Origin of the sequence: Pseudomonas protegens CHA0 (assembly GCF_000397205.1) — a bacterium.
In the GTDB taxonomy this organism is placed as follows: Bacteria; Pseudomonadota; Gammaproteobacteria; order Pseudomonadales; family Pseudomonadaceae; genus Aquipseudomonas; species Aquipseudomonas protegens.
This window is the reverse complement of sequence record NC_021237.1, coordinates 5,234,873-5,250,135: the sequence shown is the minus strand read 5'-3', so window position 1 is coordinate 5,250,135 and position 15,263 is coordinate 5,234,873. Positions and strand designations below refer to the sequence as shown.

General features: G+C 63.9%; 16 protein-coding genes and 1 pseudogene. 10 read left to right on the top strand and 7 right to left on the bottom strand.

Annotated elements, in window-relative coordinates; all coding sequences use genetic code 11:
* Positions 1–112: 112 nt before the first annotated feature.
* From PFLCHA0_RS23275 to PFLCHA0_RS23260, 4 genes are all read right to left on the bottom strand, one after another.
* Positions 113–1,528: an MFS transporter gene (locus PFLCHA0_RS23275; protein ID WP_011062842.1), complete on the bottom strand. Its 1,416-nt coding sequence runs from the start codon at positions 1,526–1,528 to the stop codon at positions 113–115.
* Positions 1,529–1,707: 179 nt separating this feature from the next.
* Positions 1,708–2,451, bottom strand: a complete 744-nt coding sequence (locus PFLCHA0_RS23270) for an NAD-dependent epimerase/dehydratase family protein (protein WP_015636722.1) — start codon at positions 2,449–2,451, stop codon at positions 1,708–1,710.
* A 37-nt stretch (positions 2,452–2,488) separates the two neighbouring features.
* Positions 2,489–3,121, bottom strand: coding sequence for a glutathione S-transferase family protein (locus tag PFLCHA0_RS23265; protein ID WP_011062840.1), 633 nt, complete (start codon positions 3,119–3,121; stop codon positions 2,489–2,491).
* A 90-nt stretch (positions 3,122–3,211) separates the two neighbouring features.
* The gene (locus PFLCHA0_RS23260) at positions 3,212–3,643 is read right to left on the bottom strand and encodes a PACE efflux transporter (RefSeq protein ID WP_015636721.1); all 432 of its coding nucleotides are present in this window, start codon (positions 3,641–3,643) and stop codon (positions 3,212–3,214) included.
* 123 nt (positions 3,644–3,766) lie between these two features.
* Here PFLCHA0_RS23260 and PFLCHA0_RS23255 point away from each other — a divergent pair, with 123 nt between their 5' ends.
* Entirely contained in the window at positions 3,767–4,681 is a 915-nt protein-coding gene (locus PFLCHA0_RS23255; RefSeq protein ID WP_011062838.1) for a LysR family transcriptional regulator, read from the top strand.
* 4 nt (positions 4,682–4,685) lie between these two features.
* Here the strand turns inward: PFLCHA0_RS23255 and PFLCHA0_RS23250 are convergent.
* Positions 4,686–5,615, bottom strand: a pseudogene (locus tag PFLCHA0_RS23250) (LysR family transcriptional regulator).
* Between the two features lie 66 nt (positions 5,616–5,681).
* On the opposite strand from PFLCHA0_RS23250, the gene PFLCHA0_RS23245 reads away from it, so the two are divergent.
* Positions 5,682–6,302 (top strand): LysE family transporter, encoded by a 621-nt coding sequence (locus PFLCHA0_RS23245; protein ID WP_011062836.1) that lies wholly within the window; start codon positions 5,682–5,684, stop codon positions 6,300–6,302.
* A 6-nt stretch (positions 6,303–6,308) separates the two neighbouring features.
* On the opposite strand, the gene gntR is transcribed toward PFLCHA0_RS23245, so the two are convergent.
* Positions 6,309–7,340, bottom strand: coding sequence for an HTH-type transcriptional regulator GntR (gntR, locus tag PFLCHA0_RS23240; RefSeq protein ID WP_011062835.1), 1,032 nt, complete (start codon positions 7,338–7,340; stop codon positions 6,309–6,311).
* 215 nt (positions 7,341–7,555) lie between these two features.
* On the opposite strand from gntR, the gene PFLCHA0_RS23235 reads away from it, so the two are divergent.
* Together PFLCHA0_RS23235 and PFLCHA0_RS23230 are read left to right on the top strand one after the other, a co-directional pair.
* On the top strand, positions 7,556–8,089 hold the full coding sequence (locus PFLCHA0_RS23235) for a gluconokinase (protein ID WP_011062834.1): 534 nt from the start codon (positions 7,556–7,558) through the stop codon (positions 8,087–8,089).
* Between the two features lie 84 nt (positions 8,090–8,173).
* Positions 8,174–9,526: a GntP family permease gene (locus tag PFLCHA0_RS23230; protein WP_011062833.1), complete on the top strand. Its 1,353-nt coding sequence runs from the start codon at positions 8,174–8,176 to the stop codon at positions 9,524–9,526.
* Between the two features lie 96 nt (positions 9,527–9,622).
* On the opposite strand, the gene alaC is transcribed toward PFLCHA0_RS23230, so the two are convergent.
* On the bottom strand, positions 9,623–10,834 hold the full coding sequence (gene alaC, locus PFLCHA0_RS23225; protein ID WP_011062832.1) for an alanine transaminase: 1,212 nt from the start codon (positions 10,832–10,834) through the stop codon (positions 9,623–9,625).
* A 279-nt stretch (positions 10,835–11,113) separates the two neighbouring features.
* On the opposite strand from alaC, the gene PFLCHA0_RS23220 reads away from it, so the two are divergent.
* From PFLCHA0_RS23220 to kdpC, 6 genes are all read left to right on the top strand, one after another.
* A complete protein-coding gene (locus tag PFLCHA0_RS23220) occupies positions 11,114–11,776 on the top strand; it encodes a LysE family translocator (protein ID WP_011062831.1) in 663 nt (220 codons plus the stop codon).
* Between the two features lie 69 nt (positions 11,777–11,845).
* Positions 11,846–12,334 carry a GyrI-like domain-containing protein gene (locus PFLCHA0_RS23215; RefSeq protein WP_011062830.1) on the top strand — a complete coding sequence of 163 codons (489 nt, stop codon included), beginning with the start codon at positions 11,846–11,848 and terminating at the stop codon, positions 12,332–12,334.
* Between the two features lie 257 nt (positions 12,335–12,591).
* Positions 12,592–12,690 (top strand): K(+)-transporting ATPase subunit F, encoded by a 99-nt coding sequence (kdpF, locus tag PFLCHA0_RS23210; RefSeq protein ID WP_019093583.1) that lies wholly within the window; start codon positions 12,592–12,594, stop codon positions 12,688–12,690.
* The gene (locus tag PFLCHA0_RS31895) at positions 12,674–12,844 is read left to right on the top strand and encodes a hypothetical protein (RefSeq protein ID WP_011062828.1); all 171 of its coding nucleotides are present in this window, start codon (positions 12,674–12,676) and stop codon (positions 12,842–12,844) included. Before kdpF ends, PFLCHA0_RS31895 begins: the two co-directional genes overlap by 17 nt.
* 13 nt (positions 12,845–12,857) lie before the next feature.
* Positions 12,858–14,564 carry a potassium-transporting ATPase subunit KdpA gene (gene kdpA, locus PFLCHA0_RS23205; RefSeq protein WP_015636718.1) on the top strand — a complete coding sequence of 569 codons (1,707 nt, stop codon included), beginning with the start codon at positions 12,858–12,860 and terminating at the stop codon, positions 14,562–14,564.
* A gap of 9 nt (positions 14,565–14,573) precedes the next feature.
* Positions 14,574–15,257, top strand: coding sequence for a potassium-transporting ATPase subunit KdpC (kdpC, locus tag PFLCHA0_RS23200; RefSeq protein ID WP_015636717.1), 684 nt, complete (start codon positions 14,574–14,576; stop codon positions 15,255–15,257).
* The last annotated feature ends 6 nt before the right edge of the window (positions 15,258–15,263 follow it).

Genomic DNA, 15,263 nt, shown 5'->3' with positions numbered 1-15,263 from the left:
ATGCCGATTGATGAGCCCTTGTATATCAAGGGCTTGGCTCAAGACGCCGGTCGTGGCTGCCAGCAAGCGGACAAGTCTTGCCGCTTTCAGGCAACCGCTGCCGGCGCCGTCTTCATGCGTGGGCAATGTCTTCCAGGGCCAGGTTGCGGGTGCGCGGCCCGAAGCGGCCGATGGTCAGGATCACGATCAGCATGCTGCTGACGATAAAGGCCAGGACCCCGGGCGTGCCGAAATGCTCGAGGAAAAAGCCCACCAGCAAACTGCTGAACACCGTCGACAAACGGCTGAACGAGTAACAGAAGCCCACCGCCCGGGCGCGAATGTTGGTGGGGAACAATTCGCTCTGGTAGGAGTGGTAGCTGAAGCTCAGCCAGGCATTGCAGAAGGTGATCATCACCCCGCAGACAATCAGCCCCAGGGCGCTGCTCTGCAGGGCGAACAAGGTGCCGAAGGTCATGGCGCCCAGGGCCGAGCCGACGATCTGCCACTTGTTCTCGAAGCGGTTGGCGAAACGCACGAACAGCAGCGGCCCCAGGGGGTAGGCCAGGGTGATGATGAAGGCGTACAGCAGGCTGTGGGTGACGCTCACGCCCTGGCCCGACAGCAGCGCCGGCAGCCAGTTGCCGAAACCGAAGAAGCCGATGGCCTGGAACACGTGAAACACGATCAGCATCAGGGCCCGGCGGCGGTAGGGCGGTTGCCAGATATCGGCGAAGCGCCCACGGCCCTGGATATCCATGGCCTGGGGTTCGGGCTCATCCAGCGGCTTGGCGTAGTCCCGGGCGCAGCGGGTCTCGAGGCCTTGCAGGATCCGGTCGGCTTCGTCGAAGCGCCCGTGCTGGGCGAGCCAGCGTGGCGACTCCGGCAAGCGTGAGCGCAACCACCAGATGAACAGGGCGAACACCGCGCTGGCCAGCACCACCCAGCGCCAGCCGGAGATCCCCCAGGGCGCCTGGGGCACCAGCCACCAGGACATCAGCGCCACTGCCGGCACCGACAGGAACTGTACGAAAAAGGCAAAGGCGAAGGCCGAGCTGCGCATGCGCTTGGGCACCAGTTCGCTGAGGTAGGCGTCGATGGTCACCAGTTCGATGCCCAGGCCGATGCCCACCAGGAATCGCATGCAGATGATCCCCAGCGCCGTGCTCTGCAGCCCCATCAGCACCGTGGCCAGGGTGTACCAGATCAGGGCGAAGGTGAAGATCGCCCGGCGTCCGAAGCGGTCGGCTATCGGGCTCAGCAGGCTGGCGCCGAGGAACAGGCCGAGAAAGGTCGCCGAGGCGAAGGCCGCCTGGTCGGAAAAACCGAACACCCCCTGGTTGCCGCTGGCGAAGATCCCGTCGCGGATCAGCCCCGGGCTGATGTAGGCGGTCTGGAACAGGTCGTACAGCTCGAAAAAACCGCCAATGGACAGCAGCGCCACCAGGCGCCAGATCGTGGCCACGGCAGGCAGGCGGTCGATGCGCGCGCTGATGCCGGCGGCGCGTTGAGGGTCGAGGTCGCTGGTGAGCGGGGCAGAGGCGGGCATGCAGGGAATTCCACAGGACACAGAGCGGAAATCTTAGCCTGCTAACGGAAACCAAGGATTGTGAATCCACGTGCGTAAACCGGAGGATGCGCTGATTTATTGTCGTATTTCGTTACATCTGCCGGATTTATAGCGCAATGCTGGGCACCCGCGCGTGACGGCGGGTGCCCGGTGGTGGCTCAGTAGGTGATGGGAATGCCGAAATCTTCCTGGAAGGCATCGTCCACCGGTTCGTAGCCCAGCACCCGGGTGGTTTCGCTGAGGTCCAGGCGCTTGAAGCGATTGTTGGAAATGCCGTGGCCGATCAGCAGTTGCACCCCCGGGGTTTCCACTGCCCGTTGCAACAGCTGCACTGCATCCCGTGGGCTGAGCCAGGCGCTCAGGTCGCGGGTGGTGGTCAGTTCGTGGTGTTTCGGGTCTTCGAACGCACCAATGCGCAGGGCAATGCAGGACAGTCCGCGCTTGGCGGCATAGAAGGCGCATAGCGCCTCGCCGTAGCACTTGCTCACGCCATACAGGTTGGCTGGCATCACCGGCATGCCCGGGGTGATCTGCCGGTCCACCGGGTAGCCCTCGATGGTCTGGGCGCTGCTGGCAAATACCAGGCGCCGGCAACCGGCCTGTACCGCGGCCTCGAACAGGTAGGTGGTGGCGAGGATGTTGTTCGGCAGCAACTCGTCGAAGCTGGCGCTGGCATGGGGAATGCCGGCCAGGTGCACGATGACGTCGATCCCCGGGAGCAGGCGGCCGATGGCTTGCGGGTCGTCGAGGTCCAGGCGCACGAAGCGGTGTGGCGCGGGGATTTCGAAGTCCGGCTCTACCCGGTCGGTGAGGGTGAAGCGGTGGCGCTCTTGGGAGCCCTGAAAAAACACCTTGCCGATCCTGCCGCAAGCGCCGGTCAGTAGTACGTTAAGTCCGTTCATTTCGAATCTCCGATGGGCCAGAGGAGGGATGGCCAGCTCAGGCGATGCCATTGCGCCCGTGCAGCATGAAGCCCGGGTGCAGGCTGAGGCGTTCGTAGTAGGCGGCCACGGCGGGGTAGGCCGGGTGCTCCATGGGGGTCATCTTCCAGCGATTCACCGAGAGGCCAAGAACGATATCCGCAAGGCTGAAATCCTCGCCCAGAACATAGGCGCCCGAGCGCTCGAGCTGGCGTTCGAGGATTTGCATCTTGGCATTCCAGGCCAGCAGGCTGGCGCCGATGCGCTGGCTGTCCTGGTAATCCGCATGCTGGCGCACCAGGCCCATGAAGGCATAGCTCCAGGACGGGTTCAGCTCGGTGGCCTGCCAGTCCATCCACTGTTCAACCAGGGCCCGGGCGCGCGGGGCCGTGGGCAGCAGGCCGCTGCCGGGGTGCAGGTTGGCCAGGTAGCGGCAGATGCTGTTGGATTCCCACAGGACCCCGGCGTCGTCGATCAGCACCGGTACCTGGGCATTGGGGTTGAGGGCGAGAAACTCGGGGGTATGGGTGGACTGAAAGCCACTACCCCAGTCTTCCTGCTGGTAGGAAAGCCCAAGCTCCTCACAGGTCCACAAGACTTTCCTGACATTGATGGACGAGGCTTTACCGAGAATTCTGCAGCGGGTTCCCATGACGCTTCCTTGTTCGTGGTACTGGATGGCCATGGGAATCTAACAGCGTGGCGTCGTCTCGGCGACGATCAATTTGCCGATACGGGTATCTCAGGCCGGATCGGGGAGGGCCGAGGCCGGCAAGCCGAAAACCCGGTCGAACAGCCAGTTGAAGGCAAAGGTGTAGCAGGGGATGAACAGGATCAGCGCCAGGTCCAGGAGAAAGGCCTGCACCAGGCTGATCGCCATCCACCAGGCGATCAGCGGGATCAGGAACACGATCAGGGTCAACTGGAAACCCACGGCATGGGCAATGCGCCGCTTGACCGTACGGGTGCGCGATGGCTGGCGGCTTTCCCAGCGCTCGAACAGGGTGGTGTAGATGAAGTTCCAGGTCACCGCGATGCTGGTGATGACCACCGCCAGCGGCCCGGTGCTGCTGGGCGAGGTGCCGGACAGCAGGGCCAGGCCCAGGGCCGAGAAGGTCATGCCGAACACTTCGAATAAAGAGACATAGACCAGTTTGCGTTTCACGCCTTGCATGCGGGTTCCTCGATTTTGAATGGGAATGGCCAGCCTGAGGGTGGCGCAGGGCGCGGAAGATAGCTTCAATCAAGGTGACAGAAAAAGTCGGAAGCTTTCAGTTTTCCTGATAGGTTGTTTCTCATGAACTTCTCCAGCGACAGCATCCAGTTGTTTCTCGCCGTGCTCGATCGCGGCTCCTTTTCTGCGGCGGCGCGTTCTTTGGGCAAGGTGCCTTCGGCCGTGAGCATGGGCATCGCCAACCTCGAGGCGGAGTTGGGGTATGCGCTGTTCGATCGCAGCCACCGCGAGCCGCTGCCCACGCCGCTGGCCTTGTCCCTGGCGCCCCATGCGCGGCTGATTGCCGACCAGCTCAAGCAATTGCAGGTGCATGCCGTCGAGCTGTCCCTGGGCCTGGAGAGCAAGCTGTCGATCGCGGTGGTGGATGACATCGACAAGCAACGGGTACTGGCCGCCATCAAGCTGATTGCCGAGCGTTATCCGCTGCTGGAAGTCGAGCTGCTCAGTGCTCCCCAGGATGACGTGCTGCACCTTTTGCACAGTGGCCGGGTCAGCGTGGGCGTGGCCTTTGCCGGGTTGAGCGTGAATGCCCTGGAGTATTTCCAGTACCTGGGCTGCGAGCGGATGATTGCCTGCATTTGCGCCGGGCACCCTGTGTTCCAGGCCAGTGACGGTTCGCTGTACCTGGAAGAGCTGATCAAGGTCCGTCAGGTGGTGGTGGCCAGCCGCGACCTGCCCCTGAGTGATACCCGGCCCCTGGTGGGCGAGTCGCTGTGGCGCACCGACAGCCTGGCCATGGCTCTGCACATGGTGGAGGCGGGGATCGGTTGGGGCAATTTCCCGTTGTCGGTGATCCAGCCGTTGCTGGCGGCGGGGCGCTTGCAACGGTTGCATTTCAAGAACATCGACAACGGCCTGGTGTTGCCGGTGCACGCGGTGTGGTTGAAGAACCAGCCTTTGCAGAAGGGGGCCCTGGCCCTGGTGCAATTGCTCAGCGGCGAGGACCCGGCGCTGGGGGCCGTGGCCCCGCCTGCCTGAGTGCCTACGCCAGGGCTTGCCGGCGCAACCAGTGCAGCAGTTTTCCGCTGGCCGAATCCGGGTCTATGGCCTGGGGGGAAAGCAGGTAATAAGCGCTGCCATCGGCGACAAAGCCGAAGGGCGCACACAGCAGCCCGCCCTCCAGGTCGTCACGCACCAGTTGCCAGGGGGCAATGGCCAGACCCAGCCCGGCCACGGCCGCTTGCAGGCTGAAGTAGAAGTGCTCGAAGACCTGCTCCGGTGGCGTCGGGGCAACCGGTTGTTGCTGCAATTGCAGCCACTGTTACCAGGCGTGCGGCCGGGTGGCGCTGTGCAGGCGCGGTGCCTGCGCCGCCAGTTGCGCCAGCCCGGCCGTTGCCGGGGTCCAGTCGGCCTGGCGCTCAGGGCGGCATACCGGGCCTATGGCTTCGTCGAATAGCCAGTGGGCCTGGGTGTCGCGGCTCCAGGCAAAGTCGTTGCGGCGGATCGCCAGGTCGATACCGGCACCGAACGAGAAGGGCCCGCCGCCGGCCAGCAGCTGGATCGGCACTTGCGGGTGCTCGGCATAGAACCCCGGCATGCGCGGAATCAGCCAGCGCATCAGCAGGGTCGGCTCGCAGGACAGCACCAGCGGTGCTGCGGGAGCCGGGGCTCGCAGGCGGCTGGCGGTGCTCTCGATCAGGTCCAGGGCCTGGGTCACGCTGTGCAGCAGTTCGGCTCCGGCGGCGGTGAGAAAGACCCGCTGGCTGCGGCGCTCAAAGAGAGGGGTGCCGAGGTCCTCTTCCAGGGCGCGCACCGCACGGCTGATGGCGCCGTGGGTCAGGTGCAGGGTGGCGCCGGCCTGGGTGAAGCTTTCCAGGCGTGCAGCGGCTTCGAAGCAGCGCAAGGCGCTCAGCGGGGGCAGGCGCCGTCGCGAGAGTTGTGAGTTTTTATCACCAGGAATGTCAGTTTTCATCGTTATCGGCCTGGGTCATGGTCCCAATACAGTAGCGCCTGATTCTATAGCCTAGGCGTATTCAACGTGACCGAACTGTTACTCGTAATCACCATTACCATTCTTGCTGTACTCAGCCCCGGGGCCGACTTTGCCCTGGTAACCCGCAACAGCCTGCTGCTTTCGCGCCGCCACGGCGTGTTCACGGCCCTGGGCATCGGGCTCGGGGTCATGGTGCATATCGGCTACAGCTTGCTGGGGGTGGGGGTGCTGTTGCAGCAGTCGCTGCTGTGGTTTACCGGCTTGAAGATCGCGGGTGCGCTGTACCTGATCTACCTGGGCATCAAGCTGTTGCGCAGCCCTGAGCAACGTCCGGGGGAAGAACCGGCAGAGGGGGCTCGGATGTCGACCTGGGGCGCCTTGCGCAGTGGCTTTCTGACCAATGCCCTGAACCCCAAGACGATGATTTTCGTTCTCAGTCTGTTCATGCAGGTGATTCAGCCGGGCACGGCCTTGCCGGTGCAGATCGGCTACGGCGCGATCATCGTCCTGGCCCACGTGCTGTGGTTCGTGCTGGTGGCGCTGTTTTTCTCGGCACCGGCGATTGCCGGCCGGCTACTGGCCTACAAACGCCGGATCGATCAGTTGTTCGGCGCGGTGCTGGTGGGCTTCGGCCTGTTGCTCAGTGTCCTGAGCGTCAGGCCCTGAGGCGTTTCAGGTGCTTTCCCGAACCCGCAGTTCAAAGCCCATGTCCACCACCGGCTCGGCCACGCTGTTGCCGGCCAGCAGGGTCAGCATCTGTTCGGCGGCGCGGCGGCCAATGGCTTCGCGCGGAGTGCTGATGCTGCTCAGGCGCGGCACCATGTGTTCGGAGGAGGGCAGGTCGTTGAAGCCCAGCACCGCCACCTGCTCGGGCACCTTGATCCCGCAGCGCATGGCTTCCAGCAGCGCGCCCTGGGCCAGGTCGTCGTTGCCGAAGAAGATCGCGTCCACCTGGGGCTGGCTCTGCATCAGTTGCAGGAACAGCTCGGCCCCCAGGCCGACGGACGAGGGCCGTGGGGTCAGCAGTTCCAGGTCGGGGTTGTACAGCCCGGCCTGCTGCAGGGCACGGCGGAAACCTTCGCCGCGCAGCAGGGTGCGCTGGTCCAGTTGCGCACCGACGTAGGCCAGGTGCTTGCGCCCGCGGGAAATCAGGTGCTGGGCCGCCGTTTCGCCGGCGTTCAATTGCGAGAAGCCCACGCAGTTGAGCCCGGCGCCGGAGTCCAGGTCCATCATGTAGACGCAGGGAATGTTGTTCGCCTCGATCATCCGTCGGGCGCTTTCGGTGCGGTCGAAACCGGTCAGCAGCAGCCCCCGGGGCTGGTAGGTCATGTAGTTGCGCAGCAGGTTTTCTTCTTCGTCCCGAGAATAGTGGCAGTTGCCGATCAGCACTTCGAAGCCTTTGGGGCGCAGTACCTGGTGGATGGCTTCCAGGGTTTCGATGAACAGCAGGTTGGACAGCGACGGCACCAGCACCACCACCGACTGGCTCTGCGCCGAAGCCAGGGCGCGGGCGGCGGAGTTGACCACGTAGTTCAGTTCCTGCGCGGCCTTCTGCACCTTTTCCACCAGTTCGGTGGCCACGCTGCTGACGCCGCGCAGGGCCCGGGAGGCGGTAATCGGGCTGACTCCGGCCAGGCGGGCGACTTCATTGAGGGTGGGACGGCCCGTGGTACGGGTGTTTTTATCGTTTTTATGAGTGGTCATCAGACGGCTTGCCAAACAAAATTCAAGTCTCTAAGGTAGCGCTGTCCTGAAACAGCTGCAATGCGTGAGCGAGGTGTGCCTGACCCTCGCTCTTTGGTTTGGCGGACTATATACGCGGCAACCCACAAAAATGACAAGAAGGCGTCGGCAGACACTGTTTTTGTACTAGATTTTTTATTTGCGAAGGTAGCGCTGTCTGCGCGCTGAGGTGTTTCATGAGTCAACCCATCACCGCCCTGGTCATCATGGGTGTTGCCGGCTGCGGCAAGTCCAGTGTCAGTCAGGCCCTGTGCCAGCGCAGCGGCGCCATGGCCATTGAAGGCGATACCTTCCACCCGGCGGCGAACATCGCCAAGATGAGTGCCGGCATTCCCCTCGACGACGAAGACCGTGCCGGCTGGCTCGACAGCCTGTGCGATGAACTGCGTCGTGCCCTGGCCGCCGGCCAGCACCCGGTACTGACCTGCTCGGCGCTCAAGCGCAAGTACCGCGAGCGCCTGCGCGCCGCCACGCCCGGCCTGGGCTTTGTCTTTCTCGAACTGACACCGGCAGTCGCCGCCGACCGTGTGGCGCACCGGCCAGGGCATTTCATGCCTTCGACCCTGATCGACAGTCAGTTCGCCACTCTCGAATCCCCGGTGGGGGAGCCGCTCACCCTGGCCCTGGATGCCAGCACCCTGAGCGTCCAGCGCCTGGCCGAACTGGCCAACCAATGGTGGCTGGAGCATGGCCTGGAACCTTCACATTAAGTGCTGGCTCGAAAAAGGTAGCGCTATCCCACTCGGCCCTTGTTTTTAACGCTTTAATAAAAACAACAAACCGGAGGCAATCCCATGTTTGGCATGTCCCAAGAGACCTATCTGCTGGTTGATGCAGTGGTCACTATCATCGGGCTGATCGTGTTGATCACCCGATTCAAGCTGCACCCCTTCATCGCTCTGATCATCGCCGCGGGTTTCCTCGGCCTGACGTCGGGCATGCCGGTGGACAAGATCATCAAGGCGTTCCAGGACGGCTTTGGTGGCGTGCTCGGTTTTGTCGGCATCATCCTGGCCCTGGGTACCATGCTCGGCAAGATGATGGCCGAGTCCGGTGGCGCCGATCAGATCGCCCAGACCCTGATCCGCTCGTTCGGCAAGGAGCGGGTGCAGTGGGCGATGATGTTCGCCGCCTTCCTGGTGGGCATCCCGCTGTTCTTCGAGATCGGCTTCGTGCTGCTGATTCCGCTGGTGTTCATCGTTGCCCGGCGTACCGGGGTGTCGCTGATCAAGATCGGCATTCCGCTGCTGGCCGGCCTGTCGGCGGTGCACGGTCTGGTGCCGCCGCACCCGGGGCCGCTGCTGGCCATCGGCGTGTTCGGCGCCGACATCGGCAAGACCATCCTGTATGGGCTGATCGTGGCGCTGCCCACGGCGATCATCGCCGGGCCGATCTACGGCACTTTCATTGCCAAGTACATTCCCGGCAATCCGTCCCAGGAACTGGTGGACCAACTGGCCCGCGAGCCCCAGGCCGCCCAGTTGCCCAGCTTCAGCGTGACCCTGGTGACCGTGCTGCTGCCGGTGTTCCTGATGCTGCTCAAGACCTTCGCCGACGTGGCGCTGCCGGACGGACACTTCTTCCGCATCTGGATGGACATGATCGGCCACCCGATCACCGCCTTGCTGCTGGCGCTGCTGCTGTCGCTGTACACCTTCGGCTACAAGCAGGGCATCGGTTCCAAGCAGATTCTCAAACTGTTGGATGCCAGCCTGGCGCCGACCGCGGCGATCATCCTGATCATCGGTGCCGGTGGCGGCTTCAAGCAGATGCTGGTGACCAGCGGCGTGGGTGACGTGATCGGCCATATGGCGGTCAATGCGCAGATCTCGCCGATCCTCCTGGCGTGGCTGGTGGCGGCGGTGATCCGTATCGCCACCGGTTCGGCCACCGTGGCCACCATCACCGGTGCCGGCATCGTGGTGCCGGTGGTGGGGATGATCCCCGGGGTCAACCGCGAGCTGCTGGTGCTGGCCACCGGCGCCGGCTCGCTGATCCTGTCCCACGTCAACGACGCCGGGTTCTGGCTGGTCAAGCAGTACTTCAACATGACCGTGGCCGAGACGTTCAAGACCTGGACGGCGATGGAAACCATCCTTTCGGTGGTGGGCCTGATCTTTATCCTGCTGCTGTCGTTGGTGGTTTAAGAGCTTCACCCGTAGGAGCGGGCTTGCCCGCGAAACACCGATAGCACGGCCACAAAAAAACCGCATCGCTGCGGTTTTTTTGTGGCTCAAGCCATCTCAGCTTTTCGGTGCCAGCCCGTCAGCGCGGAACATGCCGCGGATGCCGCGCACTGCCTGGCGAATCCGGTCCTGGTTTTCGATCAGGGCGAAGCGCACGTGATCGTCGCCGTACTCACCAAAACCCACCCCCGGCGAGACGCAGACCTTGGCCTCGGCCAGCAGCTTCTTGGCGAACTCCAGGGAGCCCAGGTGCGCGTAGGCCTCGGGAATTTTGGCCCAGACGTACATCGAGGCCTTGGGGTTCTCCACCATCCAGCCCAGTTCGTGCAGGCCCTTGACCAGCACGTTGCGCCGCTGCCGGTACTGTTCGGCAATGTCGCGCACGCATTGCTGGTCGCCTTCCAGGGCGGCAATCGCCGCCACCTGCAACGGGGTGAAGGTGCCGTAGTCGTGGTAGCTCTTGATCCGCGCCAGGGCGCTGACCAGTTCCGGGTTGCCCACCATGAAGCCGATGCGCCAGCCGGCCATGTTGTAGCTCTTGGACAGGGTGAAGAACTCCACCGCGATGTCCTTGGCGCCCGGCACCTGCATGATCGACGGGGCTTTCCAGCCGTCGTAGACGATATCGGCGTAGGCCAGGTCATGGATCACCAGCACGTCGTACTGCTTGGCCAGGGCGATCACTCGTTCGAAGAAGTCCAGCTCCACGCACTGGGCGGTGGGGTTGGACGGGAAGCCGAGGATCATCATCTTCGGCTTGGGGATCGAACCGCGGATGGCCCGCTCCAGCTCGGCGAAGAAATCCACCCCGGGCACCAGCGGCACCGAGCGCACCTGGGCGCCGGCGATGACCGCGCCGTAGATGTGGATCGGGTAGCTGGGGTTGGGCACCAGCACCGTGTCGCCCTGGTCCAGGGTGGCCAGCATCAGGTGCGCCAGGCCTTCCTTGGATCCGATGGTGACGATGGCTTCGCTTTCCGGGTCGATATCGACCTCGTAGCGGTCCTTGTACCAGCGGGAAATCGCCCGGCGCAGCCGCGGAATGCCCTTGGAGGTGGAGTAGCCGTGGGTGTCTTCGCGCTGGGCGACGGTGACCAGTTTCTCGACGATATGCGGCGGGGTAGGGCCGTCGGGGTTACCCATGCTCAAGTCGATGATGTCTTCGCCGCGCCGACGCGCAGCCATCTTCAGCTCGGCAGTGATATTGAAAACATAGGGGGGAAGACGATCGATGCGCGCAAAGCGGCGCGGCGAACCTTGTTCGGCCATTGTTGCCTCGAAAAGACGTAAGCGCCCGGAACCGTCCGAGCGACGTTGGCCACTGCGGTGGCCTGCGGGGCAGACGATACGGGCGCCGCCGCCGGCTTGTCCAGAGGCGCGGAAAATTATTTTTGGTGCGCCGGGCGGATTTGCGAGGGTGCAGGATTTGCCGCTATAACGTGCACGCTTCTTGCCTGCAGGGGCTGTGAGCTGCCTCAGCCGGCCCGGCTTTTCCGGGCTCCTCGCACCTCGCCCCTCTTCGAACAACAGCAGCAAACGGGATGAATGATGGAGTTTACCAGCGGCTTCTTGTTGAGCCTTTCGCTGTGCCTGGACATCGGCGTGGCCAATATCGCGATGATTACCCTGGCCATGCAACGGGGTTATTTCCAGGGCTTCTGCCTGGGCCTGGGGACCTGTGTCGGTGACCTGATCTATGCGCTGCTGGCCCTGGCCGGGATGACCGTGCTGTTGCAATACCAAAGCGTGCGCTGGGTGCTGTGGATCGGCGGTTCGGCCCTGCTGGTGTACTTCGCGGCGAAGATGATCTACGCCGCCCTCCATCACAGCGCGGTGCTGGCCACCGCCGGGGAGGCGGACCAAGGCTCGCCGCGCCGGGAGTTTTTTCGCGGGATCTTCCTGGCCATGTCGTCCCCCAGTGCGATCCTCTGGTTCGCTGCCGTGGGCGGCACCCTGATTGCCCGATCCGGGGGCGGTGGGATTGCCGATTCGGGATTGTTCCTGGCCGGCTTTTTCTGTGCCGGGCTGGTCTGGACCCTGGGCCTGTGCCTGGCCGCGACCCAGGGCGGCAAGCTGCTGGGGGACAAGCTGTTGCGCTATTCCTACCTGGCATCTGCGGCGATCTTCTGCTATTTCGCGGTGTACGTGATTCTATCCGGCTACCAGGAGTTCATCCTTGGTACGGGCGCGGCAGACCTTCCGGCGCTCTGATCCTGGCCTTGGCTATTGGCTTCTATACTTCGTGCCGAACCCATCTTTTCTGCGGCAGGAGTGGCATTCATGGATGAGCAAGAACAGGGCAGAGGCCCAGAACCGCGCTTCGAAAGGGAGCGTTTTTTGCTGATCGCCGGCCTCGGCGAACGATTCACTCCTGCCACTCGCCAGGACATCGGCCTGCTGTGGCAGCGCTTTGTGCCGCACATTGGCAAGGTGCCGGGGCAGGTCGACCGCAAGACCTATGGCATCTGCTGCAACCCCGACGGCCAGGGCGGCTTCGAGTACATCGCCGGGGTCGAGATCAGCAAGCTCGACGATCTGCCCGAGCGCTATCGCTGGATCGAGGTGCAGCCGCAGCACTATGCGGTGTTCGAGCATGGCGGCGCCTTGCAGGACTTGCCCCGGACCTTCGACTACATCTGGAACACCTGGCTGCCCCAGTCGGGTCGAGAGGCCGCCGATGCCCCGGAATTCGAGCGCTACAGCGCCGACTTCAACCCCCAGGCCGGCACCGGGGTACTGGAAATCTGGCTGCCCCTGAAAAGTGAATGACCCCCTCGGGGGCGCTGTCCCGTCCCCGATTCTCCCGCCCCGCACCGCCGCAATCTTTACGCCGTCTTAATGCCGCCCCCGGCAATCAGTGCCCGACCTTGATGCGCCCTCACCTAACCTGCGTGGCGCAGAGGAGAGCGGTGGACGAGGCGTTCCCGACTCCCTGCCGGCGCCCGTCGCGGGTGCCCTGACCGGCCGTGCCCGGGTTGCGCTTTGCGCTCCCGGCACCGCCTTTGAGCATTAAGGGGAGAGCTGCCTTGCTGACACTGCCATTCATCTACGGCGCCAGTGGTTTGTGCGCCGTGCTGCTGTTTGCCTACCTGGGTTATGCGCTGATCCGTGCCGAGAAATTCTGATGACCGCACGCAGCAACTGCCACCCACTTTCATTCGCCCGTCCGGGCATCTACCAGAAAGGAAACCAGCCATGTTCGACCTGATCTTCGTGGGCCTGACCCTGGGGTTCTTTGTGTTGACGGCCCTGGTCATCGTCGCCATGGGCAAGATTTGAACGGAGCATCGACATGTTGAGTACTGTGCTGGAATACGCGGTGATCCTCGGCCTGATGACCGGGCTGGCCGCGCTGATGGGCCAATGGCTGGCCCGGGTCTTCAGCGGCCGTGGCCACGCCTTGGCGGAGCGTGCCACCTACCGCCTGCTGGGGATCGACCCGGCTGAAACCATGGGCTGGGCCCGCTATGGCTCGGCCCTGCTGCTGTCCAATGCGGCGATGATGCTGCTGGGCTACCTGCTGCTGCGCCTGCAAGGCAGCACACCGCTCAACCCCCTGGGGCTGGCGGCGCAGACCCCGGACCTGGCGTTCAACACCGCCGCGTCCTTTATCACCAACACCAACTGGCAGGCGTACTCAGGTGAAAGCAGCCTGTCGAACTTCAGCCAGATGGCAGTGATCACCTTCCTGATGTTCGTCGGCGCCACCGCCGGCGTGGTGGCGGCAGCCGGTTTCATTCGTGGGCTGAGCCGTTCCAGCTCGGCGGACCTGGGCAACTACTGGGTGGATTTCACCCGAACCCTGTACCGAGTGATGCTGCCTTTGTGCCTGATCATGGCCCTGGTCTATGTCTGGCAGGGCATGCCTCAGACCCTCAACTCCCAGGCCCTGGCCACCACCTTGGAAGGCGCCCAGCAGCAACTGATCGTCGGCGCCGTGGCCAGTTTCGAGTCCATCAAGCACATCGGCACCAACGGTGGCGGCTTTTTCAGCATGAACGCCGCCCACCCGTTCGAGAATCCGACGCCGCTGACCAACGTCCTGCACATCCTCAGCATGTTGCTGATCCCTTCGGCGCTGACCTACGCCTTCGGCAGCATGCTGCTGCGTCGGCGTCAGGGCTGGGTGTTCTTCGGCACTTTCCTGGTGATGTTCATCGGCTTCCTGGCGATTGTCTTCACCGCGGAGCAGGGCGGTAACCCGCTGCTGACCCAGGCCGGTGCCGACCAGCAGATGTCGGAGACCCAGAGCGGCGGCAACATGGAAGGCAAGGAGCTGCGCTTCGGCATTGCCGACACCGCGCTGTTCGTCACCACCACCACCGGCGCCACCACCGGTTCGGTGAATGCCATGCACGACTCGCTGACCCCCATGGGCGGCTTCGTGCCCCTGGCGCAGATGATGCTCAACTGTGTGTTCGGCGGCGACGGCGTGGGCTTTATCAACCTGATCCAGTACGCCCTGCTGACGGTGTTCCTGGTGGGCATGATGATCGGCCGCAGCCCTGAGTTCCTCGGCAAGAAGATCGAGGCCCGGGAGATCAAGCTGGTGATGCTCTCGGTGCTCGCGCACCCGATCTGCATCCTCGGTTTCACCGCCCTGGCGGCACTGTGGCCGGGCACTCTCAACAGCCTCAACAATCTGGGCCCCCATGGCTTCAGCGAGGTGCTCTACGCCTACGCCTCGGGCACCGCCAACAACGGTTCGGCGTTTGCCGGCCTGAACGCCAATACACCGTTCTTCAACACCACCATTGGCCTGGCGATGCTCATGGGGCGCTTCTTCACCATGCTGCCGATGCTGGCCGTGGCCGGTTCCCTGGCGGCGAAAAAGAACATCCCGGCCGGTGCCGGCACCATTCCCACCGCCACGCCGCTGTTCATGTTGCTGGTGGTGTTCGTGGTGCTGGTGGTCGGTGGCCTGACTTTCCTGCCGGCCCTCGCGCTCGGCCCGCTGGTGGAGCAACTGCAGTTGCTCGCCGGCCAGACCTACAAGTAAGGGGTTGTGATGACTACGCAAATGCAAACCCAGGGCGCCACCGCGCTGTTGTTCAAGGGCCTGTTGCGCCCGGTGCTGGTGTCGGCGGTGTTCTTCATGCTGCTCACCGGGCTGGCCTATCCGCTGGTTACCACGGGGTTGGCCAACCTGCTGTTTCCGTTCCAGGCCCAGGGCAGTCTGGTGCAGCGTGATGGCCGGGTCGTGGGCTCGGCGCTGATCGGCCAGGCGTTCGACCGCCCGGAGTATTTCCAGGGCCGCCCGAGCATGACCCTGGGCAGCGATCCGCTGGACCCGAGCAAGAGTGTGCCCCAGCCCTACAACGCCGGGGCCAGCGGCGCCAGCAACCTGGGCCCCACCAGCCAGAAGCTGGTGGACAGCGTGGCCGCGCGGGTCAGCGCCTATCGCCAGCTCAATGGCCTGGCGGCAGACATGCCGGTGCCAGTGGACGCAGTGACCGCCTCGGCCTCCGGCCTGGACCCGCACATCTCCCTGGCCAACGCCCGGCTGCAACTGAACCGGGTGGCCCGCCAGCGGCAAATGGCCGCCGTGGACGTGCTGATGCTGCTGCAGGCGCACAGCGAAAGCCGCACCTTCGGCCTGCTGGGCGAGCCCCGGGTCAATGTGCTGCAACTCAACCTGGCGCTGGATGCCCAAGCGCCCCTGCATTCCTCGCCCGTTGCGGCCAGTGAGTAAGAGACG

Bases quoted from the DNA above. Each gene is read 5' to 3' on its own strand.
- PFLCHA0_RS23275 (WP_011062842.1), bottom strand. From the start codon at position 1,528: ATGCCCGCCTCTGCCCCGCTCACCAGCGACCTCGACCCTCAACGCGCC.
- PFLCHA0_RS23270 (WP_015636722.1), bottom strand. From the start codon at position 2,451: ATGAACGGACTTAACGTACTACTGACCGGCGCTTGCGGCAGGATCGGC.
- PFLCHA0_RS23265 (WP_011062840.1), bottom strand. From the start codon at position 3,121: ATGGGAACCCGCTGCAGAATTCTCGGTAAAGCCTCGTCCATCAATGTC.
- PFLCHA0_RS23260 (WP_015636721.1), bottom strand. From the start codon at position 3,643: ATGCAAGGCGTGAAACGCAAACTGGTCTATGTCTCTTTATTCGAAGTG.
- PFLCHA0_RS23255 (WP_011062838.1), top strand. From the start codon at position 3,767: ATGAACTTCTCCAGCGACAGCATCCAGTTGTTTCTCGCCGTGCTCGAT.
- gntR (WP_011062835.1), bottom strand. From the start codon at position 7,340: ATGACCACTCATAAAAACGATAAAAACACCCGTACCACGGGCCGTCCC.
- PFLCHA0_RS23235 (WP_011062834.1), top strand. From the start codon at position 7,556: ATGAGTCAACCCATCACCGCCCTGGTCATCATGGGTGTTGCCGGCTGC.
- PFLCHA0_RS23230 (WP_011062833.1), top strand. From the start codon at position 8,174: ATGTTTGGCATGTCCCAAGAGACCTATCTGCTGGTTGATGCAGTGGTC.
- alaC (WP_011062832.1), bottom strand. From the start codon at position 10,834: ATGGCCGAACAAGGTTCGCCGCGCCGCTTTGCGCGCATCGATCGTCTT.
- PFLCHA0_RS23220 (WP_011062831.1), top strand. From the start codon at position 11,114: ATGGAGTTTACCAGCGGCTTCTTGTTGAGCCTTTCGCTGTGCCTGGAC.
- PFLCHA0_RS23215 (WP_011062830.1), top strand. From the start codon at position 11,846: ATGGATGAGCAAGAACAGGGCAGAGGCCCAGAACCGCGCTTCGAAAGG.
- kdpA (WP_015636718.1), top strand. From the start codon at position 12,858: ATGTTGAGTACTGTGCTGGAATACGCGGTGATCCTCGGCCTGATGACC.
- kdpC (WP_015636717.1), top strand. From the start codon at position 14,574: ATGACTACGCAAATGCAAACCCAGGGCGCCACCGCGCTGTTGTTCAAG.